We start from the raw sequence: 21,522 nt of genomic DNA, 5'->3' as shown, positions 1-21,522 counted from the left end.
TGAAACGAAAAAATCACCAGCAGCGAGAGCAATGCGCTTTTCATCGGGACACCTCCGGAATGGAGGCTAGCACGGTCAGCCCATCACCGCTAGGGCAGTGCGTCAGAAGTTTTGAGCCACCCTGTCGCGTTATCCCACGCTTTCAGCGTTGGGGCCTTTGCCGTCTGAACCCCAGGGTGGCGCCGCCGTCTCGCTGGCGCTCGCCGCGGCTGACCCTGGGCTGGCGAATCTGTCCCTGTCAGGGACAAGAACGGAGGGCCCTGGCTCAGAACTTATGACCGGCAGCACTAGGGCCACGAGGTGGCCAACAAGTTCACACATGAGTCAAGTTCCGGTGAGCGCGGTGGAGGCTTAATTGCTCTCGGGGTAAGAGGTTGCTCTTTACCGCTGGCGAGCCCCTTTGAAGCGCTATGCCCGTCGGCCCCGGGGATACGCCTCCCGCTTTCCCGGCGGCTACCCGCCCAGAGGTCTGAGCGGGAACAGGTCTGGTGGGAAGCGCATCCCTGCGGCGATCCCGACCGCCCTACAGCCCCCGAAACGCTTCATGGTAGCGAATGGTCCCCTCTCTGCCTTCAAGCGCTCCCGCACTCAGTTCCAGCACCATAAAGGCCTCCTCAGGCACCTCATACTCGCAATCGATCCCGAAGCGCGAGGAGGGATCGAAGCCGAAGCGGGGATAATAGCGGGGATGACCCAGCACGACCACCGCCACGGCGCCCAGGCGCCGGCACTCCCGCAGCCCTTCCCGCACCAGGGCCGAACCGATTCCGCGCCGCTGCTGTCCGGGAAGCACCGCCATCGGCGCCAGTCCCATAATCCTGAGACCGGGATGACCCGACAGCGACACCGGCGTGAAGAGGATATGCCCCACCACCCGGCCCTCTTGTTCCGCCACCAGCGAAAGCAAGGGTCGGGCCTGCTCGCCCAGCCTCTCCACCAAGTCGGCCTCGGCCGCGGTTTCAAAGGCCGCCTCATTGACGGCCCGGACAGCTTCCCGGTCTCCCTCCTCCTGGTAGCGAATCTTCATGCCTTGTAGTGTAGCCGCATGGCATAGGTTGAGCGAGATTGAACCTTTCGGCGCAAGATGCCGTATGCTCTAACAAGCAACGGGACTCCCGGCCGGGGAGCAGACTTTGAGGAAGGAGATGCAGATATGCGGCAAGTGCTATGGATCGGGCTCATCGCCTGTCTGATGCTGATGCCTGCCTTGGCGCAGGAAAAACAATTCTCTGAAACACTGCCTTTCACGTCGGGCGAGAGGCTGACGGTGGACGCCTACAAAGGCACCATACACATCAGTTCCTGGGACCGCCAGGAAGTGGAAGTGATTGCCACCGTAGAGGCTCCCTCGGACCTCGACGGAGAGTATGCCCGCCGGATCGTGGACGCCACCGAAGTGCGCATCCGCCAGACGGCTTCGGGCGTCTCCATCAAGTCCGACTACGACGACGTACCCAGCCGGCGGGAGGGATGGTTTTGGGGTAGCTCCAAGACCCTGCCCTACGTCCACTACCAAATCCGCGCTCCCCGCTCTCTGAATCTCAAGGTCGACGACTATAAGTCGGATATCGAGATCTACGGGGTCGAGGGGCGCATCGACCTGGAAACCTACAAGGGCCGGGTGGAAGCGCGTGATCTGGTCGGCGAGCTTCGCCTCGAAACCTACAAAGGCACCGTCGACTTGAGCGGCGTACGGGGCGGACTCGATATCGAGACCTATAAAGGCCGGGTCATCGCCGAGATCGACAGCATCGAGGCCGATTCCCGCCTCAACACCTACAAGGGAAACATCACCCTGGTGATGAATTCCGAGCAGGGACTGGACCTGGACGCCGACCTCTCGCGCAGGGCCGACCTGCATAGCGACTTCGACCTGCGCACCCGCGGAAACATCTCGCGCAAGGACTTCCGCAGCACCATCAACGGCGGCGGTCCCCGCCTGCGGGTTTCCAGCTACAAGGGAGACATTTCCCTCAAGCGGCGCTAAGAGCCTGCGGCAGGCGCCAACCCCCACGGACCAACCTCCAAGTGGGATGGCGTCTCGGAAGCCGAGGGATTAACATAGGCTCCTGGGGAGGACGCCATGGACATCATGCACATCGCTCTGGCGCTGGGCTCCAGCGTCACGGCCGGGATTAACCTCTACCTGACCATCCTCTCTCTGGGCGCCATGCACCGCCTGGAGTGGCTGACGCTGCCCGAGTCGATGGAGGTGGTGGCCAATCCCTGGGTCATGATCACAGCGGGCGTCCTCTTTCTGGTGGAGTTCTTCGCCGACAAGATTCCCTACGTCGACAACGTATGGGACACGGTGCACACCTTTATCCGTGTACCTGCCGGCGCCTACTTGGCGGCTTCATCCTTCACCGATATGCCGCAGGAATACCTCATTGTGGCGGCCCTGCTGGGCGGGGCCGTCTCCTTTACCACCCACGGCGCCAAAGCCTCCACGCGGGCGGCCGTCAACGCCTCTCCCGAGCCTGTCTCCAACTGGGTGCTCAGTTTCGGCGAGGACGCTCTCAGCCTGGGATTGCTCTATCTGGTTTCAAGCTATCCCTACGTCGCCCTGGTGGTGGGATTGATCATCGTGCTGGCGGCAGCCGCCGTCATCTACCTGCTCTTCCGCTTCTTCAAGCGCATCTTCAGCGGCTCCAATCGTCCTGCCCCCGCTCAACAGCCGCCTGCCTGAGAACTATTGGGCGAAGCCTTTGCCGGGCTTCTCCCTGGTGGCTTCCAGCAGACGGTCGACGGTGATGTCGAGACCGAAGGCCCAGAAAAAGATCTGAGCGAACTGCTGGAAATCTCCCACGAAGTCATCCCAGAAAAACCAGATGCCCCACAGGGTGAAGATGAGAAAGATCAAGAGGGTCTGGTAGAACTTGCTCCACCAGATGGCCTTGCGGGCTTCGACCTGCAAGCGCCGGGCGGAAAGCCTCTCCTGGGGCGCGGCGGAGAAGAGGGATGAAAAGAAGGGAAGAGCCGCACGCCCGCCTTGCACCAGCCTGGATTCGCCCATCGGCGGCAAGCCCGACTCGCTGTCGGCGAGGAAACGCCTCAAACCGAAGAGCCCGAGAACCCCTCTTTCGCCCCCCAGAGCTCGGGCCGGCTGCGGAGCCGCCTCGCCGCCGCCCAAGATCTCGCCTTCCTCAGGCTCTTCCCGTGCGGGCGGGGGCGACTGCGCCTTGGCAACCGCCTGCACTGCCTTGATCAGGTCGCCCTCTTTGAGCGCCTCCAGATAGATGGCGGAATCGACCTGCTGGGCCTGCAATACTCGATCCCAATCCTTCTTGACCCGGGCGGAGGCCTTGCTGAGGCGTTCTCGCGCCTGGCGTGGAGAGCGTGGCCAGGTAAGGGCTTCTTCAGCGATGCGGTCCAAAGTGGTCAAACCCTGCTGAAGCGATTCGGGGTCAGGCCAGGATTCTTGAGCAGAGATCGTGCTGCGGACGGTCTCCGCCTGGCTCCGCATCTTGAAGGCTGTCTCCTGGCAAACCCAGTCCAGTTCCCGGCGGGCCGTCTCCACCTTCGACAACAGCGCTGGAACGGCCTCTGCCTTGAGGGAATCCAGTTCAAATCCGCTCAGCGAATCTTCGAGCCGCGCCTGGTAGACTTTTGCCGCTTCGCGCCCGGCGGGAGGAACGGCGGCGTTGGGGTCGGTGATCTGACGGCATAGTTCGCGCGATTGCCGGGTCCATTCCTTGAGTTGGTTGCGCAGGCTCTTGACCAGGCTTTCTTCCGCCCCGTCGATCTTCTCTTCCGCTCCGCTGACATTGCCTTCACGCAGCAGCTTGTCCGCCTCTTTGAGCGGCCCTGAGGGCGTCTCCAGGCTTTGGGAAACGGTTGCAGGAACCTTCCAATCCCGCTCCACCGCCTTGCGCAGGTTTTCGATGCGGGGCAGCAAGGCTTCGCGGCGCGAGCGCCAGGATTTCAGGGCATCGTCGAGTAGCTGCCGGTAGGCGGTCACGGCGGTTGCTATGGCTTCGGCATTTCGGTTTTCGAGGGCCGCATCGAGAGCGAGCTTTTCCTGACTCTCCTCGATGGCTTTACGCATTTCGGGGTCGGCGTAGCGCTGGTGCAGATCGCGGGCTTGTACCAACAGCTCGGCTGCGGCTTTTTGGGATTCTGCCAGTTGCAGCCGATTCTTGAGATAGATCTTGAGAAAGAAGGAGCCCAGCAAACCGGCCAGCACAAAAACTCCGATATTCCAGCGGCGCAGGCGGTTGCGGACCACCACGTCAACCGACTGCCAGTCGGACAATTGGGGCGCGGTGAAGCGCAGCGTCCCGCGGGTGGTGCCCAAGGGCAGCTCTCCGCTCAGGAGCAGGCCGATGGACCGGCTGCGTCCGGCCGGGATCGTCAGGTCTTCCTGGTCGGAAAGGCGGGCTTGGAGGGAGCCGAAGGAGTCGTCTTTCAGTTCCAGTTCGGGCTGAACCTCAAGATGGCTGACCTTTGACGACCCTGTCGTCTCGCTGATGGAGAATTCGCGCTCCAGCGAATCGCGGCACCACAGTGGACCGGGAAGGAGACAAGGCCGGTCCAGGCGCAACTCGGCGGGGAGGTGAAGGGCGGCCGGGGGCCGTTTGAGAGTCAGGAACTGTTGAGCGGCGGCGGTTTGGCCTCGACCGGGGAAGTGGATGAGAAAGCGGTAGGACCCGGCTCCGCGCATGAGATCGCAGTCCACCCGCAGCACCACATGACGGTAGGAACCCTCGATCACCTGTCCCCACTCGATTTGGGCGGTATCGGTCAGGTTGGAGTGCTGCGTTCCCTCGAATTCAGCGTATACGATGCTCGGGCCCTGGCCGCCGTACTTCTCGCTCGAGGCCCCTGACAGGGGGACTGTGACCGTATGCCCGGAGCCGCAGTCTGGAGGCAGTTGCAGCTCGGCCACCGGAAAGGCAGGTTGAGCCCAGGCGGGACCCGTCAGAAGGCAAAGCCAGAAAAGGCCGATCAGCGTTTTCCTCATCTCACGAGTCTCCCAGGACGATTTTCAGGTCGGCATCCCCCACGCATTGAAAGACGAAGGCCAGGGGATTTCCGCTTTGCAGAAGTTTGCGGCGGAAGTCGGTGAGCACCTGCCCCAGAGTGGCATTGCCCTTGATCAGCGAAGAGGACAGTTCAGCCGCCAGTTGGCCGGCCAGCGTCGAACCGACTTTGGCTTCGGTTCCCACGATGCCTCCGGCCCGGGCCGAGTCCACGGCCAGCAGCAGGTCGTTGAGGGTCTTCAGGTCGGTGGCGGCCGACTCGCAGGCCAGCAGCAGCACCAATGTATTGGGCTGGTCCCAATGGTCGTCGTTGATGACGCGGTCGGAGATGTCGATCTCGCGCAGCCAGGACTTGCCCCGGGTGAGAACGATGCGCGGCCCCGGCAGTTCGCCCGGCAGGTCGCGCTGCTCAAGGTGTCCCAGAACGATGAGGATGGCGGGGCGGTTATCCCGTTCCCAGAGCAGGTCGAGCAGCAGGTCGTCATCCAGCGGGCCCACTTCGACCATGTCTTCTCCCAGAGCTTCCTTCAGGTCCGCTACCAGAGTGGCGGCTGCCGAGAGCTTTTCGTCGATGGCCACCCGCACAGCGCCTTTCGACTGGGTGCGGATCACCTTCTCCAGGCGCTGCCTTTCATGTCCTGCGATCAGCTCCTCAATCCGGTGGCGCACGCCCCAGAATCCCCTCACGCAGTAGGTACCGCGCGATTGCTGATCGTGGCCGCAGGGCTGCGCCTTCCCATCCTTCAGCACCAGTCCGCTGCAGACGGGGGCGGGGGGATCGCCACTGGCCACCCGGGGAATGCGGTAGTCGTAGAGGACGGGCCAGGGTATGGCGAAGTTCTCATCGAAGCGCACAACTTGAAGCACCTGGTCGCTGCTCTGGCGCACCAGCCGCAGCGCCTCTTGCAGGCGGCTCGAGTCGCGTCCGGCTTGGCGGAAGGTCTTGCGGAACATTTGGGAACCCTTCTCGGCCAATAGACGGACAACCTTGGCGCCTTCCCCGCTCAGCGGTTGGCCCGGCGCGATGACTGGATACGACCTGGGCTGGTTGTTTGGATCGGCTGTGGCCTCATTGAGCAGCTTGCGCAGTTCGTCCACGATCCCTGAATGAAGCATGGGCAACAGACTCAAGTTGCCGGCCGCCGCTTGGCCCTTGACCGTCAGTTCGTGGCTCCCGTCGCGGTCGTTCTGGTTGCTGCCGATGGAGAGCAGCCGTCCCTTGAAGCTGTCGAGATCCTCGAAGCGCTGGGTGGCCGAGTGCTCCAGCTCCACCCGCAGGGCATTCTTTCCATCCGCCGGATTTTGCTTGGCTTCCCGCTTGCCGGTCAGGGCATGCAGAAGGAAGGACTGCAAGAGGTGATTGCGGCAGTAAAGGCAGATCCGCAGTTGGGCGGGACCGTGACGCCGCGGAGCCCGCACCGTGAAATAGACCGGATCAGTCCCGCCTTGGGAAGGCAGATAGGCGCGGCGCAGGGGATTGGACAGCAACTTGAAATCCTTGGGCTGGACGGTGATTTCCAACTTGTGCCCACCCTTTTCGTCGGGATCGGGCAAGAGGGGATCGACGGCCGGGGGCGCGTCCTGGAAGAGGCTGCCTTGGAGTGGAAATCCGATGTGGACGCGCAATTGGTAGCGCTTGCCCGCTTCCAAACTCCAATTCTCCTTGACCGGTGAAAGCAGGGGTTTGGTATCGAGACGCTCCAGACCGGCGTCCACCCGTCTCGGCGGAGGCGGCGCTGGCTCGGGGCCTTCCGCCCCGGCCTCTCCTTCTCGACGCTTAGAGCGCACGGCGGCTACGGCGCCCTCCATCAGACGACGCAGGGTGCGGGCCCGGGAGATGTCGCGGACCATGCGGCTGAGGGGAACCAAGCCGCGGCTCTCCCGGTCGAAGGAGGGGCGGGAGCGGTTGCTGCGTTTGAGGTCGTGGAGGATGTCTGCAATCTGGCCGTCCGCCGCCGAGATAGCGTCGCGGATCTTGCGCTGCAATTCTTGCGGAGATGGCCCCATCGATCGCCGCTTGGGCCGTGGCGGCTCGCCTTCCCGCGATCTCGTGCCCGAGGGAGGCGGTTCTTCAGCCTCTTCTTTTGCGGGTGCACTTTCCACCTGGGTTCCACCCAGGAGCGCTTCCATGGAAAGGCCCTGGCGGCGCAGCTTGCGGAAGGCCCCCCGCAGGCGCAGCCCCTGGTTGGTAAATGGATCGGCCAGTAACAGCCATCCTGCCGCAAGCGAGGAGCTCAGCCGTTCCAGGACCACGTGCAAGGGATGATCGTGGACGATTTCCTCCATGATTTCGGCGCTGGCCAGCGAGGGTATTGCCGTCAACGAAGGCTCCTGCCAAAGCAGGGCGCAGCCGCCGGGATGGGCGCTGGGATGGTAGCCGGCCCAGGGCAGTCCGGGAGGCGGAGAGCAGATGATCAGCCGGGGGCGCTGTGCCAGGGGAAGCCGGTTGATCCAGCGCAGGTCGGATAGCTCGGCCCGCGGCAGCACCAGAATGTCGCAGCGGCCGGCCTGCAGGTCCAGACGCCACTGCGTCCGCTTGCTGGGCAGCAATTGCAGCCCGCGGTTGGCGATTTCTTCTCCGTACCAGTACTGGGAAGCGATGGTCTCAAGGCACTCGCCGCCCTCATCGTCCACCCCCATCAATCGAAGCGGCAGCCGCAGTTCGGTCCGCTGCTCCCTCTTGGCCGAGGAGAGGCGAAGCGGAGGGGGACAGGCTGCTCCGCACAGGTGGCGGGCCAGAGCCTCCCAGGGCGTGGATTCCCATCCGGGGGGCGGGGAAACGAAAAGCGCCGGTACGCCGCTCCACTCTCCCACCTCTCGTTGGATGAGGGAGTCAAGACCCTGCAAAGGGGCATGAGGAGGCGTCGTGTCGGGCCATTGAAGGGGTTCCGCCTGGGAGAGGCGGGAGAGCTCTTCCAAGTAGAACTCGACCTCGCTGCCGAGGACGAAACGCGCCCGGCGACGCGAGCGGGTGGAGACGTCCAGGCCCAGGCGAGGCCCTCTCCAACGAAAACGCAAGATGATCCAAGGCTCAGGATAGATCATGGTTCCTGTCCGAAGAACTAAAGTGAAGTCAACTTAAAGCAAACACCTGCTGGAAGCAAGTGCCGGCCCCGGATTCTCAGGCGGTAGCTTGCAGGGCCTGCCGGAGGGCCCTTTGGGGAGCCATCGCCGCTACCTCGCCGACCACGATGACGGCAGGGGTGGATATGGCGTTGTCATCGGCCTGCAGGGGCAAATCGGAAAGCGTGGCCACCAGACTGCGCTGGTCGGGCGTGGTGGCCCTCTCGACGATGGCGGCGGGTGTGTCGGGGGGACGTCCGGCCTCGATCAATCCCCGGCAGATCTGTTTCAGCCGGCCGCGTCCCATGAGGAAGACCAGGGTGTCGATAGCGGCCAGCGCCCGATAGTCGAGGGAGGCGCCCTTTCCGTTGCTGCGGGCCGTGATGACGGCGAAGTGACGGCTGACCTGGCGATGGGTGACGGGTATGCCGGCGGCGCCCGGGGCGGCGACTGCGCTGGAGACTCCCGGCACCACTTCGCAGGCGATGGCGGCCCTCTTGCAGGCTTCCCTTTCCTCGCCGCCGCGCCCGAAGACAAAGGGATCGCCCCCTTTGAGGCGCACTACCGTGCGTCCGCGACGGGCGTGCAAAACCAGCAGGCGGTGAATCTCCTCCTGCGGCGTGGAGGGCCGGCCGGCCCGCTTGCCCACGTCGATCAGGCGGGCTCCCGGCTTGGCTTCGCGCAGCAGTTCGCGTGCCGCCAGGCGATCGTAGAGGATGACGTCGGCCTGGCGAAGCAGACGCAGTCCTCGAACCGTGATGAGGTCGGGGTCGCCCGGTCCGGCCCCCACCAGGTAGACCGTGCCCTGAACCTGATACCGGTGGTCAGGCATGTCGGTTGGCTCCTTCCGCCTGCAGGTGGGGGGGCAGAAAACCCGGCAACGTTCCCTCCACGTCGGACCGGGCCATGCGGTCAAGGACGGCGGCAACGGAGGGATCTTCTCCCAAGGCCCGGTCGAAAATCAGCAGTCGATCACCCTGCAGGAGCGCCGAGGGCAAGGGGTGCCCGGACCCGCGATGGGCCCTCTGGCCGTTGCGCAAGCCCAGCGTGCGGGGAATGTCATGCAAGGCGTGAAAGGTGCCTCCGATGAGGAAGGGAAGCAGGATGACTGCCTCGCCCCCAGCCTGGGCAAAAGCCTCCGGCAAACCTGGAGAGTCGTCGAGAAAGGCGGGCAGCACCTGGCTGAACGTCTCCTGATCTTGCAGCCGCTTCACCAGCTTCAAGGTAGAGGTGCGGCTTCGGGCGTGGCGGCGAGTGCCGTGGCCGATGACGATCAGGGTGCTGCGTAGGCCGCTCAGTCCGAAGTCGCGCAGGAGGATGCGGCTGCGTTCTTCAGCCATGTGAAGGACTTCGGGTCTGAGACCCAGCGGCGCCGTGATGCGCACCCGTTCCTTCTGGTAACGTCTGTTCCCGGCCAGTTCGCGGGGCAGGACGCGGCGCACGTAGTAGCCGTCGGCGGTGAAAAGAGGCAACACCGTATAGCGCTCGGCCGGAGTCCTGTCGAGCACTTCGCCGAAACCGGGACGCCCCTGCCAGAAGGCGGCCTGCACCCGGGGGTAGCCGAAGTCTCTCTGCAAGCGCACCGCGTGATCCCGGACGATGCGGTTGGCCTCTTTGCGGCGGCGCGATCCGTGAGCGGCCAGGATGAGGGCATGAGATGGGGCGGACGATCTCACAGCGCCACCTCCAGCGAGTGAAGGCGGGCCTGAGTGGGCTCCTCCTTGCCGGTGATGCGGCGCCTGTGGCTTCCGTCACCCAGGCGCCGCTGATAGAAATCTCCCAGGCTTTCGCCCCGGCGCCGCTGCGAAGACCACAGCCGCAGCAGCGGACGCAGCGTCTCCAGAAAGTCCCGGGGCTTGACGTCGGCAGCGAAGAGGTCGGCGATGCGGTCCCCTTCCAGGCGTCCCCCGACGAAGACATGATAGGTGCTGGGCGAGCGGGCCACGAAGGCCAAGTCGGCGGTATAAGGACGGGCGCATCCGTTGGGGCATCCCGTCATGCGTACGGTCAGGGGCGAGCTTTTCAGGCCCAACTCATCGAGTTCGCGTTCCAGCTCTTGCAGCACCGAGGGCAAGAGCCGTTCGCTTTCGCCCAAGGCCAGGCCGCAGGTGGGCAAGGCGGGGCAAGCCATGGAATGACGCCGCACCTGAGTGAGCTGACCCGCTTCCTCTACTCCGTGCTCACGCAGAAGCCCTTTGACCCGCTCCAGCGAGGGCAAGTCGAGGCCGGTCAGCAGGAGGCTCTGCTGGGCCGTGGCGTGGACTCCGGGAGAAAGCTCCTGGACGATGCGGCGCAGGGCCGTGCGCAGTTGCTTTCCCTCGCGGTCTGTGATGCGCCCGTTCTGCACGAAAAGCCCGTAGAACCATCGGCCGTCCCCCTGGCGCTGGGTCCCCAGGTGATCGTGGAAAGGAAGGCGTCCCATCTGGCGCGGCGGTTGCAGCCTGAAAGGCGCGCGGCGCTCGAACTCGCGGCGGAAGCGCTCCAGTCCCCAGCGTTCCAGCAGGTACTTGAGGCGGGCCTGGCGGCGGTTGGAGCGGTTGCCGTGGTCGCGGAAGATGGCCGCTACCGTACGCACCGCTTCGACCGCGTCCCCGGGCTCCACATAGCCCAGCGGCTCAGCCAGCCGGGCGACGGTTTCGGGCTTGTTGTGGGTCATGCCCAGTCCGCCGCCCACCAGCAGGTTGTAGCCGACGATCTCGTCGTCCTCCAGCATCCCCACCAGTCCCACGTCGTAGGAGAAGATGTCGATGCAGTTGTCGTTTTCCAAAGCCACGCCGGTCTTCAGCTTGCGTGGCAAGTAGGTGGCTCCGTAGAAATCTTCTTCCTCGGCCGCCGGCTCAGGGGGCTTGGTTGAGACCGTTTTCTCGCCGTCGATCCAAATCTCATGGTAGGCGCCCGAGCGGGGACGCAGTTGGCGGCTGATCTCCTCGGCCAGTTCCTGCACGGCCCGGTGAGCCGGATCGTCGATGGGGGCCGGACAGGCCATGACGTTGCGTTCCACGTCTCCGCAGGCTCCCAGAGTGGTCATGAGGCTGTCGTTGATTTCCGCCACCGCCGCCTTGAGGTCGCCTTTGAGAACGCCATGGAACTGAATCCCCTGGCGGGTGGTGATGCGCAGGCTTCCGTCGGCCAGCCGGTCGGCCACCTGATCGAGCCTGAGGTACTGGCCGGCGGTCATGATGCCGGCGGGCAGGGCCACCCGCATCATGAACTGCCAGTGTTTGCCAAGTCCTTTTTTGCGGCGCTCCTTGCGCAAGTCGCGGTCGTCCTGCTGGTAGACGCCGTGGAACTTGAGAAGCTGCACGTCGTCGGGCGAGAAACGGTCCTTGTCGCCAGCCAGCGTCTCGGCCACGGTTCCGCGCAGGAAGCGTCCGCCTTCTTTGGCTTTTTCCACCTTGGACGGCTTGGCCTGGGTCGGCGTTTTCTTTTTGCTGAAAGGTGTGGTGTTCATGTCTATCCCATTCCAATAGGGCGGCTCAGGTATGAAGTCCGCACTCGGTCTTTTCTTGTCCGTTCCATCGGCCCTCGCGCGAATACTCGTCCGCCGACAGGCCCTGCACCTGGCGGGTGCAGTGAGTGCAGCCGATGCTGGGAAATCCTTTGTCGTGCAATTCGTTGTAAGGCACGTCATGCTGATCGATGTAGCGGCGCACCTGGCGGCGGCTCCAATAAGCCAGCGGAGAGACCTTGAGAACCTGGTATTTCCAGTTCCATTCCACCTGGCTCAAGTGAGCACGCTGGGCCGACTGTCCCCGTCGAAGCCCGGTCACCCAAACGTCGACGTCGGCCAGGGCTTTTTCCATGGGGATGACCTTGCGCAGGCGGCAGCACAGATCGGGGTCGGCGTCCCACAAGCGCTCTCCGTAGATCTCGGCCTGTTTCTCAGGCGTCAGGTCGGTGCCCTTGTCGATGAAGTTGAGATGGGGATAGCGGATTTTGAGCCGGTCGATGAGGCGGTGAGTCTCGGGAAAAAAGAAGCCGGTGTCCAGATAGAGCACATCCAGCGCGACTTGATGGCGGGCGTAGAGGTCGATCAGTGCGCAGCCCTCCATTCCGAACCCCGTGGTGAGCACCAGCCGCTGATTCTCGAAGCGTTGCAGGCTCCAGCGCACAAGGTGCTGGGGCGGGCATTCTTCGTGTGCCGGAGGGTCGGTTAGTTTTAATGTCGAAGGCGAAGTCATCTCGGGTCTCCAAGGTTCATTTAGTGCACTGGGATACACCTCGGCGCAGAAAAGGCCGGTTGGGCCGGGCTTGGAGATGCCACGAGGCATGGATAAAGCCCGGCAGGAGAAGCTACCTGCGGGCTGTGTTGAAAATCTGATTCAGGGGAAGACCGCCGTCAGGTACGCTCCAGGACTAGCTGTGACGGGGACAACAGCAGCAACAGGGGGAACCGCTGAGGGCCGGAGCGTAGGTGCGTCCAGCGTGGATTGAAGAATCCGCGTGAAAAGAGCCGGACTGGTCCAGGTTGGTCATTGCGTTCACCATTCTAGGCGAGACCAGGTGGTGTTTGTCAACCACAAAATCTGCTGTCGATAGTTAGAAGACGAGAGCCGAAGACGATCAGTTGCATAAATTCGCACACTTCATTGGGAGTTGGTTTTGGGAGCTTGGAAGTTGCGAAGCAACGCGCAGCAAGTGGTAGGATAAAAGTTTCATGACCCAAGCCACCTCCAAGAAGTCCTCACAGAGAGAAACCTACAGCGTCGATTTCGAGCGCCTGCAATCAGACATCGAAGCGCTTTCCAAGATAGGCCGCGAGGCTGATGGCGGCATATACCGCATGGCCTTCACCGACGCCGACATGGAAGCCCGCCGCTGGCTCATGGATCGCCTGCGGGAGGCGGGATTGCAAGCCCGTATGGACGAAGCGGCCAATGTGTTGGGATGCTTCGCCGACGCCGGTCAGGCTCCTGCCGTGCTGACCGGATCGCACCTGGACACGGTCCCCAACGCCGGCAGCTTGGACGGAGCCTTGGGCGTGCTGGTTTCGCTGGAGTGCATGCGGCGCGTCAAGGAGGAGGGGCTGAAGCTCAAGTATCCGCTGGAGCTGGTGGCTTTCTCCGACGAAGAGGGGCGTTTCGGGGGGCTTTTCGGGTCCTCGGCCCTTTGCGGCGAACTGACGCCCGAGCGCATCGAGGCGGCTCGGGATCTGGACGGAGTGGCTCTGACCGAGGTGATGCACCGACAAGGCTTGGAACCGCGAGCGGCCCTGCTGGCCCGCCGCAATCCCGACAGCCTGCACTGTTATCTGGAACTGCACATCGAGCAGGGCCCGGTACTGGATGCCGAGGGGTCCACAGTGGGTGTGGTGGACGAGATCGTGGGGCTCTTCAAGTGGTCGGTGCGATTGATCGGCCAGCCCGATCACGCCGGCACTACGCCCATGGACATGCGGCGCGACGCCTTCAACGGGCTGGCCGAGTTCGCACACGAGGTGCGCCGGGTGCTGGATGAAAACGGTTCCGACGACTCGGTGGCCACTATCGGCAAGGTCGACCTCACGCCGGGAACCGCCAACACGGTGCCCGGAGGCGTCGAGTTTTCCCTCGACGTGCGCGACCCTGACGCGCAGGTGCTGGAAGATCTGGCCGGCGCTTTCCGGCGCGTCCTCTCAGCGCTGGGCCGGCGTCGCGACTTGATGTTCGAGTTCGACGTCCTCAGCCAGGTGGCGCCCATGGACTGTAACAAGCGGCTGGTCGAGATCATTTCGGAAACGGCCGACGAGCTAGACCTCAGGTCGCGCCATATGCCCTCGGGGGCGGCTCACGACGCCCAGATCATGGCCAAGATGACGCCCGTGGGAATGATCTTCGTCCCCAGCAAGGACGGACGCAGCCATTCCCCTGCCGAATGGACCCATTGGGAAGACATCGAAAGCGGTGCCAACCTGATGCTCAACTCCCTTATCCGAATCGCCGGAGGTGAATTCGAAGATGCCTGACAAGCCTGCTGGCCGCAAGGCCGGGGAAACGGCCCCGGACACCCCCCGGGCTGGCCGCAAGGCCGGGGAAACGGCCCCGGACACCCCCCGGGATGGGGAGGAGTCCCCTCCCCAGGAAGAGTTCATCAACGTCGATCCGCTGGAAGATTCCTACCGCGGCTGGGTCGTGCAGGACCCGGAGCGCTTTCAGCGCGAGCCCGTGGAGGGCTGCGCACTGCTGTGCATCGACATGCAGTACCTGGACGCGGCCCCGGGACATGGGGTCTTCGCCGAAGCGGTCGACTCAGGCGTTCCCGAAGAGGCTCAGCAATATTATTTCCATAGATTAGAGCAGGTCGTGCTGCCCAACGTCCGGCGCTTGCAGGACCACTTCCGTCATCTCAATCAGGAAGTCATCCACGTGCGCATTCAGTCTTTGACCAAGGACGGGCGGGACCGCTCGCCGGCCCACAAGCGCTTGCAACTGCTGGCCGCCCCGGGATCGAAGGAAGCCGACTTCCTGGAGCAGATCGCGCCCATGGGCGACGAGATCATTATCAATAAGTCCGCCAGCGGCGTATTCTCGGCCACCAACCTCGCTTATGTCTTGAATAATCTCGACATCGAGACGCTGTTCATCACCGGCGTCTACACCGATGAATGCGTCTCGACGACCATTCGCGATGCCAGCGACTTGGGCTATTACGTGATTCTGGTCGAAGACGCCTGCGCGACCGTCACTGAAGAGCGCCACACGTTCACGGTGGAAACTCTGCGCAACCGCTACTGCCGCATCCTCAGCACAGAGGAGGTCGTCGAAGAAGTCGGCGGCTCCCCCCAAGCCGCCGCCGCCCACTAAGACCCCTTCTCTATCCAAACCCATATCGGGTCCCCGTCAAAACCTGCACGCCGCGTAAGCCGCACAGGGTCTCCGCCGAGCACAGGCACCACATAGAGTTCCCAATCCTCATCCCGGTTGGACCCGAAAACGACGCTGCGGCTGTCGGCCGAGAATCCGGCCACCAGTTCCCAGGAAGGCGCCTTGGTGATCTGACGCAAGTCGCCGCTACCCAGGTCGAGGACGTAGATATCCTGATTTCCATCGCGTCCCGACCGGAAGAGGATGCTGTCGCCGTCAGGCGCGAAGGACGGATGCCCCTCGTCGGCCTCATGCTGGGTCAGGTTAACGGGATTCGATCCGTCCGACTCCATCAGGTAGATCTCCTGGTTGCCGTCGCGGTTGGAGGTGAAGACCACCTGGCGTCCGTCGGGGGAGAAGCGCGGCTGCTTGTCTTCTCCCGGGTGAGAGGTCAGCCTCACTTCAGCCGTGCCGTCGCGCCGCTTGCGGTAGACGTCGCGGTTTCCGTCCCTGTCCGACGAGAAGAGGATCCACTGGCCGTCGGAGGAAAACTCGGGCGCCTCGTCCCCGGCCGGATTGGCCATGATCTCTTCCACCTGGGAGCCGTCCAGGTTCATCCAATAGACCCAGTCTTGGCCCTTGCGGTCGGAGACGAAGGAGATCTTGCCCGCCCCGGCAACCCAACGCGGCCCCCAGTCATTGGCCGGATCGTCGGTGATCTGCTCGAGCTCCGCCCCATCCGCCCGCATCCGGTAGATATCCGACTGCTCCTCGTCCCCGGCCACAAAGTAAATCCACTGCTCAACCTGGTCCAGCCCCGTGCCCTTCCGGCCCCACCGGTCCCCGCATCCCATCCCCAAAGCCGTCAACCCAACCATCACCCAACCCAACACCAGCCGATTCACCATCACAATCCCCTTTCAAGGTTGCCCCCTATGAAGATTCGCTACCCCTTATAATCACATTCTGGTGTTGACGGCGTTGTTTTACGCCTTGAGAGCCACCCCTCAACTCCAAGAGTAAACCTTGCCACCGGCCAGGGAGATCACGGCTCTGGCAAGCGTTCCTTGATGAGGGCGGCCAACTCTTCGGCGTCGGAGAGGCCGGCGATGAAGCGCGAGTCCTCGTCGAGCACAATGTAGAGGGGTATGCTTCGGTGGGCGGACCTGAGTACGCGGTAGGCGGTGTCGAATTCGCCGTCGCGCAAGGCATGGTTGGGGTAAGTTACGCCCGCTTTTTGCAGAATCTCCTTTTCCTTGTCCGGACGGTTGTCCAGTATCAGGCCAAGAACTTGTAGGCGGTCGCCGTATCGAGTGTGCATTTCTTCAAGCTTCGGCATGGCGGCTACGCAGGGACCGCACCAGGTGGCCCAAAAGTCAAGGACGGTCAACCGCCCCTGAAGGCTGGCCAACTCGAGCTGGCCGCCATCCCTAAGCTGAAAAGCGAGGGGCGCCATCGGCTCGTTCGATTCCGGCAGGGGCCAACCCGCTCGCGAGAGCCGCAAAACAGCCCGGGAGGAGTCGATATCATCGATCATCCAGACCTTGCCGCAGGCCAGAAAGACCTCCACGCCGACGTGTTCGCGGCGGCCGTAGATGCGGCCGTCCTGATCGAAATCCAAGCCCAGGGCCGTGCCTCTACGAAGATCGTTGGTGTCGAATCTACCGTCGGCCGTGAAATCCCGAAAGACGATCGGAATCGAGCATTCACCCATTTCCAGGCGTCCGTGAGCAGCATAAGTTGGGCGCCTAAGAATCCTATGGATGTGGTCATCATCGTAGTTGAGTTTGACCATCAAGCGGCACTCCCTTGCGCCTCCCAGGCGGCACCGCACAGTGACAGGGACTTCCTGGTCCGGCTCGAGGCTGATCACTGGCTCATCGGGTGTCTCGTCGCCATCTCTGTCCACCCACAAGTCGACGGGCTGAGAGTCATCCTCACGGCGCAGGACCTTGTAGGCTAAGCCGTCCCAGTTTCCTGACAGCTCCTCACCTGGCTTCAGGGGCTCGCGATTTTGGTTTGTAAGAGACAAGACAGAGCTGACGTTGGAATCCCATGGCCCGATTTCGAGAGGAATCTCGACCATCGCCTCCCCGCGGGACTGGGCCGCAACGGACGACAGTGCGCCTAGGGCCGAACAAAGAACTAGAGCAGTAATCCATGAGAGATGACGATTCATCGAGACTTCTCCTATGCTTGACGGCGCAACGCTTTCTGTCAAGGTTATCGTCTCTAGCCCCGTTTGTCCATTAGACGCTTCTGGAATAGAGGTCGGTGGAAAGGTACCTGAGGCCCGCGCTAACACAGTCGCTGGGCTAACGAATGTGTCCCTTCCAGGAACAAGAAAAGGAGGGCCCTGGCTCAGAATTTATGACCGGCAGCACTTGGTGGCCAACAAGTTCACACACGAATCAAGTTTCAGCAACCGCGCTGAGGGCTTATTTGCTCTCGGCGGTATGAGGCTGCTCGCTACCTCTAGCTTTATGCATCTGACCAGACCGCCAGTTCGTTGCCGCTGGGCTCGGTGAAATGAAAGCGGCGTCCGCCGGGAAAGGAGAAGATCTCCTTGACGATGGAACCGCCGGCTTTCACGACCTTCTCGTAGGTCTCTTCGAGGTCGCTGCTGTAGAGCACGACGAGCGCGCTGCCGTCGGCGGTGCTGGCCTTCAGTCCGGACTTGAAGAAACCGCCCGCCAACCCGGAGTCGGAGAAGCTGGTGTAGGTGGGCCCATAGTCCTGGAACGACCAGCCGAAGGTCTTGCGGAAGAAGCTCTTGGTCGCTTGTAGGTCGTTGGCCGGGAATTCCACGTAGTTGATTTTTTGATGTGCACTCATGATCGTATCCAGTTTAGCGCGGGAAGCGAGTTCAGTTCTCGGAGAGCTTAGCGAAGACTTGCAGGCGGTTGCCGTCGGGGTCGCGGAAGACGAAGGTGCGCACGGAGAGGGCCTCGTCGCTGAAGATGCCTTCGTCGGTTTCGACTTGCTGCGAGTTCAGCCAGCGGAAGGCTGCCCCGATGTCGTCGACGTAGAATCCGGCCTTGAAGAGTCCACGGGGCGTCCCGGAGACGTCCACGGCCGTGTTGGTGCGGATCAGTTCGACTGTCAAGCCCGTCCGGGCCAGAATGCGGATGGAAAAGCGCCCGTCCTCAGCATCCAGCCTCTTGACCTCTTCCAACCCCAAAACCCTCTGATACCATTCCGCCGAGGCCTGGGCATCCGGCACTTGCACAGCGACAAACGTCTCTCCCACCACCTCAAATCCGGCGGTCATCTCCTGCCCCTCTTGGGCCCAGGCGAGGGAAGAGAGAATAGCGATAAATCCAAGCACCAACAGCGAGCGTTTCAATACCATGACGGCCCTCCGCATCCATAGACGTCCATTCGAGTCACCCGTTCCGCGAGTTAAGCCTGGGCGACAGGACGTGTCCGTTGAATCCCGGAGGCCACGGGACGCTGAGCGTCGAATACCTGATATTCTGTTGAGGATGCATTTCCGTGAACTGGTGCCTCGCCCGCAGCTTCGGCCCTATGTGCGGCTGATCTGGGTGTTGGAGGTTGATCAGGCGGAATCGTTCGGCTCGCCTGAGAGGGTAGTGCCGGACGGGCTTGTGGAAGTGGTCTTTCACTGGCGCACTCCCCTGGTCTGCCGCTACGACGGGGAAGAGTTCGCGCGGCAGCCGCGCAGCGTCGCCGTGTCGCAGACCCGGCGTTTTGTGGAGTTCCGGCCGGAAGGAGCCTGTGGTTTCATTTCAGCCCGCTTTCATCCCTGGGGGGCTTGCCACTTTTTGGGCTTGCCGGTTAGCGAAGTGGCTGATTCCCAGGTTGACGCCGAAAGCCTTTGGGGCCACGCGACGCGTGAACTGGAAGCGAAGCTGGCTGGAGCGTCCGGATACCGGGAGCGGGTGGAACTGCTGGAACGGTTCCTGCTGGCCCAACTGCACCGTCATCACAAAGAGCAGGTCGAACCGCTCGTGCGCGAGGTGTGGAGACGCAAGGGCGATCTTAGAATCCCTCAACTCTGCCGCGACCTGGGGTTCAGCGAGCGGGGCCTGGAGAGGACCTTCACCTCGTCCCTGGGCATGACGCCCAAGCGCTTCGCCCGGCTCACCCGCTTCCTCCATTCCTGCCGACAGGTACGGGACAGGCGCCGCACACCGCTCACCGAAATCGCGCAGAACTGCGGATACTACGACCAGTCCCATTTCAACGCCGAATTCAAGAGCTTTTCCGGCATGACTCCCCGCCAATTCCGGGCCACCCAGAATGTCTCTTTTCTAGAAATCGATTGACGGTTTTTTCCTATTTTGCCTGGGCTGCGTCACTCTATCATCAGGTCGAAGAAAGGAAGCGCTCTGATATGGGAGTAGATGACATGCGTAGAAAGCGACCGATGCCTTGTTGGTTCCTGTTGACGGCAGTCTTGCTCTTCGCGATGCCGACAGACCTTCTTCTTGGCCAAGAAGAAGAGGAGCAGGAAGCCGAGCCGAAAGGGCAGGCTGACCCCTGGGGTCCGCTGAAGCTGCTGGTCGGCACCTGGGAAGGCGAGATCAGCGGCAAGCTGGGAACGGGGAAAGGCTTAAGGCGATACCGCTTCATTCTAGGCGACCGGTTTCTTGAAAGCCGGCATGTTTCGGTACGTCTGCCTCAGGAGAAGAGTCCCGAAGGCGATCAGCACGAAGAACTGGGCGTTTTCAGCTACGACAGCCAGCAAAAACGCCTCGTCTACAGGGAATTCATGAAAGAAGGCGTGGTGGTCCGCTCAGCCTGCGAGGTTGACGGCATGAAGGTCGTCTGCACCTCTGAGGCGGTGGAAAGCGGACCCGGCATCCGGGCCCGGCTGACCTTGGAGATCAGCGATGCCTACCGTTTCACCGAAATCTACCACCTGGGTTGGCCGGGAAGGGAATTAGAGCACTATTTCACCAACCGCTGGACGCGCACAGTCCGTCCCCACGACTGGGATTGACATCCGCCTCGCAGCAGAGCGTGCCTTGATCTAAACTGGCCTGGACACGAGCAGTTCGCCCGTGCCGCGAGAGGATCTTGCAACTATGATCCTGCTGCGAGCGCTTGTTCCCATCTTGTTGTGGCTGGCCTGCCTGGCGGCCTGCACAGGCCAGATTCCTGTCACGCGGGCTCCCTTCACGCCCGACAGCGGCACGCTGGCCGTCCGCTGCGGACGGTTGATCGACGGGCTATCCGATCAGGTCCGCAGCGATCAAACCGTCCTCATCGTGGACGGCGTTATCCGCGAGATCGTGTCTTCAGGCCAGTCCGCTCACGACGCCCCCCTGCTCGATCTGTCGGGCCACGTCTGCCTGCCCGGGCTGATCGACATGCACACCCACGTCACCGACCGGGCCGGTGATACCGCCGACCTCAAGTCCTTTTACACCCGCACACAAGCAAACCAGGATGAAATAAGCCGAATTATCGCTGAGAAAACCCTGATGGCGGGCTTCACCAGCGTCCGCAACGTGGGCGCTTACCCGGGGTGGACGGGCACCCGCATCCGCGACCAGGTCGATGCGGGACAGGTGGCGGGACCCCGTATTCAATCGGCGGGCTTCTATCTCACCATTCCCGGCGGCGGCGGCGATCTGGTGATCCCCGGCGTTCCCGAAGAAGAGATCCCGCCACACGTCCGCATGGGCGTGGCCCGCGGAGCCGAGGCTTTTGGGGAAAAAGCGCGGGCCGTCGTGGAGGGAGGCGCCGATCTGATCAAGGTGATCGCCTCGGGGGCGGTGCTGGCCTACGGGGGCGTCCCGGGAGAGCCGGAAATGACTGCCGAAGAGATCGCCGCCGTGGTCGAGGTGGCTCACGCCGCCGGACTCAAGGTTGCAGCCCACGCCCACGGCGCCCGCTCCATCAAGGAGGCCATAGTGGCGGGGGCCGACACCATCGAGCACGCTTCGCTGATTGACGACGAGGGCATCGCACTGGCCCTCCGCCATGGAGTGGCGCTGGCCATGGACGTCTACAACGGCGACTACATCGAGGCCGAGGGCCGCCGTCAGGGATGGCCGGAAGAGTTTCTGCGCAAGAACGCCGAAACCACCGAGGCCCAGCGGCAGAGCTTCAGCCGGGCTCATCAGGCGGGCGTCACCATCGTCTTCGCCACCGATTCAGGCGTCTATCCGCACGGCGACAACGCCCGCCAGTTCGCCATCATGGTGGAGCGCGGCATGACGCCCATGGAGGCGATCCGTTCGGCCACCTCGAGGGCAGCCCGGGTGATGGGCCGGGACGATGTGGGAGCGCTGGAACCCGGACGCTTGGGCGACCTGATCGCCGTTACCCGCGACCCACTGGCCGACATCCGGGCCCTGGAAAGCGTCGACGTCGTCATCAAAGGCGGCCTCCTCTTCAAACCGCCCTCTCCAGAGGCCCACAAGTGATCTTTTCGGGCGTTTCCGCCACCTCCAGTGGCCTCGTCGAGTTGTTTCAGACAGTTCGCCATCTGCCTGGGTTCATAACAGGGCCACCCGCACTTACCGGCTTTCCGAGGAACGATCTCGTACTCGCTCCAGCAAAAAGGTCTGGCACCTATCCGAGTGCTTGACGAGGAGATATCCCAGGTCTGTCGCGGGCCGGTGTGATGTTTCGATGGTCAGCAGCATGAATGACGATGGGTTTCTCGAAGGCGTGTCTAGGCGTGCCTGCCGGGCCTTTGACTGCTTCCTGACATCCTCTAA

At 62.8% G+C, this 21,522-nt stretch carries 18 protein-coding genes and 1 pseudogene; 7 read left to right on the top strand and 12 right to left on the bottom strand.

The features are described from left to right. Positions 1–523: 523 nt before the first annotated feature. Positions 524–1,027, bottom strand: coding sequence for an N-acetyltransferase (locus VLU25_09950; GenBank protein HSR68253.1), 504 nt, complete (start codon positions 1,025–1,027; stop codon positions 524–526). A 126-nt stretch (positions 1,028–1,153) separates the two neighbouring features. Here VLU25_09950 and VLU25_09945 point away from each other — a divergent pair, with 126 nt between their 5' ends. Next, entirely contained in the window at positions 1,154–1,987 is an 834-nt protein-coding gene (locus tag VLU25_09945) for a DUF4097 family beta strand repeat-containing protein (GenBank protein ID HSR68252.1), read from the top strand. Positions 1,988–2,083: 96 nt separating this feature from the next. Further along, on the top strand, positions 2,084–2,689 hold the full coding sequence (locus tag VLU25_09940; protein ID HSR68251.1) for a DUF4126 domain-containing protein: 606 nt from the start codon (positions 2,084–2,086) through the stop codon (positions 2,687–2,689). A 3-nt stretch (positions 2,690–2,692) separates the two neighbouring features. On the opposite strand, the gene VLU25_09935 is transcribed toward VLU25_09940, so the two are convergent. From VLU25_09935 to VLU25_09910, 6 genes are all read right to left on the bottom strand, one after another. Beyond that, entirely contained in the window at positions 2,693–4,963 is a 2,271-nt protein-coding gene (locus VLU25_09935) for a hypothetical protein (GenBank protein HSR68250.1), read from the bottom strand. 1 nt (position 4,964) lies between these two features. Further along, entirely contained in the window at positions 4,965–8,027 is a 3,063-nt protein-coding gene (locus tag VLU25_09930) for a hypothetical protein (GenBank protein ID HSR68249.1), read from the bottom strand. A gap of 76 nt (positions 8,028–8,103) precedes the next feature. Next, positions 8,104–8,877: a uroporphyrinogen-III C-methyltransferase gene (gene cobA, locus VLU25_09925; GenBank protein ID HSR68248.1), complete on the bottom strand. Its 774-nt coding sequence runs from the start codon at positions 8,875–8,877 to the stop codon at positions 8,104–8,106. Then, on the bottom strand, positions 8,870–9,721 hold the full coding sequence (locus tag VLU25_09920) for a CbiX/SirB N-terminal domain-containing protein (protein HSR68247.1): 852 nt from the start codon (positions 9,719–9,721) through the stop codon (positions 8,870–8,872). Before VLU25_09920 ends, cobA begins: the two co-directional genes overlap by 8 nt. Continuing rightward, entirely contained in the window at positions 9,718–11,496 is a 1,779-nt protein-coding gene (locus VLU25_09915) for an NADPH-dependent assimilatory sulfite reductase hemoprotein subunit (GenBank protein ID HSR68246.1), read from the bottom strand. Before VLU25_09915 ends, VLU25_09920 begins: the two co-directional genes overlap by 4 nt. A gap of 25 nt (positions 11,497–11,521) precedes the next feature. Next, positions 11,522–12,226, bottom strand: a complete 705-nt coding sequence (locus VLU25_09910) for a phosphoadenylyl-sulfate reductase (protein ID HSR68245.1) — start codon at positions 12,224–12,226, stop codon at positions 11,522–11,524. A gap of 476 nt (positions 12,227–12,702) precedes the next feature. Here VLU25_09910 and VLU25_09905 point away from each other — a divergent pair, with 476 nt between their 5' ends. Then, positions 12,703–13,989, top strand: a complete 1,287-nt coding sequence (locus VLU25_09905) for a Zn-dependent hydrolase (protein ID HSR68244.1) — start codon at positions 12,703–12,705, stop codon at positions 13,987–13,989. After that, positions 13,982–14,827: an isochorismatase family cysteine hydrolase gene (locus VLU25_09900; GenBank protein ID HSR68243.1), complete on the top strand. Its 846-nt coding sequence runs from the start codon at positions 13,982–13,984 to the stop codon at positions 14,825–14,827. The genes VLU25_09905 and VLU25_09900 overlap by 8 nt, the downstream gene beginning before the upstream one ends. On the opposite strand, the gene VLU25_09895 is transcribed toward VLU25_09900, so the two are convergent. The 4 genes from VLU25_09895 to VLU25_09880 form a co-directional block, all read right to left on the bottom strand. Beyond that, positions 14,824–15,735 carry a hypothetical protein gene (locus tag VLU25_09895; protein HSR68242.1) on the bottom strand — a complete coding sequence of 304 codons (912 nt, stop codon included), beginning with the start codon at positions 15,733–15,735 and terminating at the stop codon, positions 14,824–14,826. The two genes, VLU25_09900 and VLU25_09895, sit on opposite strands and share 4 nt — an antisense overlap. Before the next feature lie 137 nt (positions 15,736–15,872). Next, positions 15,873–17,048 carry a TlpA disulfide reductase family protein gene (locus VLU25_09890; GenBank protein HSR68241.1) on the bottom strand — a complete coding sequence of 392 codons (1,176 nt, stop codon included), beginning with the start codon at positions 17,046–17,048 and terminating at the stop codon, positions 15,873–15,875. Between the two features lie 260 nt (positions 17,049–17,308). Beyond that, positions 17,309–17,662 carry a VOC family protein gene (locus VLU25_09885; GenBank protein HSR68240.1) on the bottom strand — a complete coding sequence of 118 codons (354 nt, stop codon included), beginning with the start codon at positions 17,660–17,662 and terminating at the stop codon, positions 17,309–17,311. Between the two features lie 31 nt (positions 17,663–17,693). Next, positions 17,694–18,098: a VOC family protein gene (locus VLU25_09880; GenBank protein HSR68239.1), complete on the bottom strand. Its 405-nt coding sequence runs from the start codon at positions 18,096–18,098 to the stop codon at positions 17,694–17,696. A gap of 214 nt (positions 18,099–18,312) precedes the next feature. On the opposite strand from VLU25_09880, the gene VLU25_09875 reads away from it, so the two are divergent. From VLU25_09875 to VLU25_09865, 3 genes are all read left to right on the top strand, one after another. Next, a complete protein-coding gene (locus VLU25_09875; protein ID HSR68238.1) occupies positions 18,313–19,116 on the top strand; it encodes a helix-turn-helix domain-containing protein in 804 nt (267 codons plus the stop codon). A 101-nt stretch (positions 19,117–19,217) separates the two neighbouring features. Continuing rightward, complete coding sequence (locus VLU25_09870) at positions 19,218–19,793, top strand: hypothetical protein (GenBank protein ID HSR68237.1); 576 nt, start codon at positions 19,218–19,220, stop codon at positions 19,791–19,793. An 85-nt stretch (positions 19,794–19,878) separates the two neighbouring features. Beyond that, positions 19,879–21,225 (top strand): amidohydrolase family protein, encoded by a 1,347-nt coding sequence (locus tag VLU25_09865; GenBank protein ID HSR68236.1) that lies wholly within the window; start codon positions 19,879–19,881, stop codon positions 21,223–21,225. Between the two features lie 129 nt (positions 21,226–21,354). Here VLU25_09865 and VLU25_09860 read toward each other — a convergent pair. Next, positions 21,355–21,447: pseudogene (locus VLU25_09860) on the bottom strand (hypothetical protein). Positions 21,448–21,522: the final 75 nt, after the last annotated feature.

The sequence above is a fragment of the Acidobacteriota bacterium genome (assembly GCA_035471785.1).
Taxonomy (GTDB): Bacteria; Acidobacteriota; UBA6911; order RPQK01; family DATIPO01; genus JANQFM01.
This window is presented reverse-complemented; position numbering and strand designations above follow the sequence as displayed.

Coding starts and splice junctions, on each gene's coding strand:
- VLU25_09910 (HSR68245.1), bottom strand. CDS start 12,226: ATGACTTCGCCTTCGACATTAAAACTAACCGACCCTCCGGCACACGAA.
- VLU25_09865 (HSR68236.1), top strand. CDS start 19,879: ATGATCCTGCTGCGAGCGCTTGTTCCCATCTTGTTGTGGCTGGCCTGC.
- VLU25_09875 (HSR68238.1), top strand. CDS start 18,313: ATGCATTTCCGTGAACTGGTGCCTCGCCCGCAGCTTCGGCCCTATGTG.
- VLU25_09940 (HSR68251.1), top strand. CDS start 2,084: ATGGACATCATGCACATCGCTCTGGCGCTGGGCTCCAGCGTCACGGCC.
- VLU25_09900 (HSR68243.1), top strand. CDS start 13,982: ATGCCTGACAAGCCTGCTGGCCGCAAGGCCGGGGAAACGGCCCCGGAC.
- VLU25_09945 (HSR68252.1), top strand. CDS start 1,154: ATGCGGCAAGTGCTATGGATCGGGCTCATCGCCTGTCTGATGCTGATG.
- VLU25_09885 (HSR68240.1), bottom strand. CDS start 17,662: ATGAGTGCACATCAAAAAATCAACTACGTGGAATTCCCGGCCAACGAC.
- VLU25_09905 (HSR68244.1), top strand. CDS start 12,703: ATGACCCAAGCCACCTCCAAGAAGTCCTCACAGAGAGAAACCTACAGC.
- VLU25_09935 (HSR68250.1), bottom strand. CDS start 4,963: ATGAGGAAAACGCTGATCGGCCTTTTCTGGCTTTGCCTTCTGACGGGT.
- VLU25_09870 (HSR68237.1), top strand. CDS start 19,218: ATGCCTTGTTGGTTCCTGTTGACGGCAGTCTTGCTCTTCGCGATGCCG.
- VLU25_09895 (HSR68242.1), bottom strand. CDS start 15,735: ATGGTGAATCGGCTGGTGTTGGGTTGGGTGATGGTTGGGTTGACGGCT.
- VLU25_09950 (HSR68253.1), bottom strand. CDS start 1,027: ATGAAGATTCGCTACCAGGAGGAGGGAGACCGGGAAGCTGTCCGGGCC.
- VLU25_09880 (HSR68239.1), bottom strand. CDS start 18,098: ATGACCGCCGGATTTGAGGTGGTGGGAGAGACGTTTGTCGCTGTGCAA.
- cobA (HSR68248.1), bottom strand. CDS start 8,877: ATGCCTGACCACCGGTATCAGGTTCAGGGCACGGTCTACCTGGTGGGG.
- VLU25_09930 (HSR68249.1), bottom strand. CDS start 8,027: ATGATCTATCCTGAGCCTTGGATCATCTTGCGTTTTCGTTGGAGAGGG.
- VLU25_09915 (HSR68246.1), bottom strand. CDS start 11,496: ATGAACACCACACCTTTCAGCAAAAAGAAAACGCCGACCCAGGCCAAG.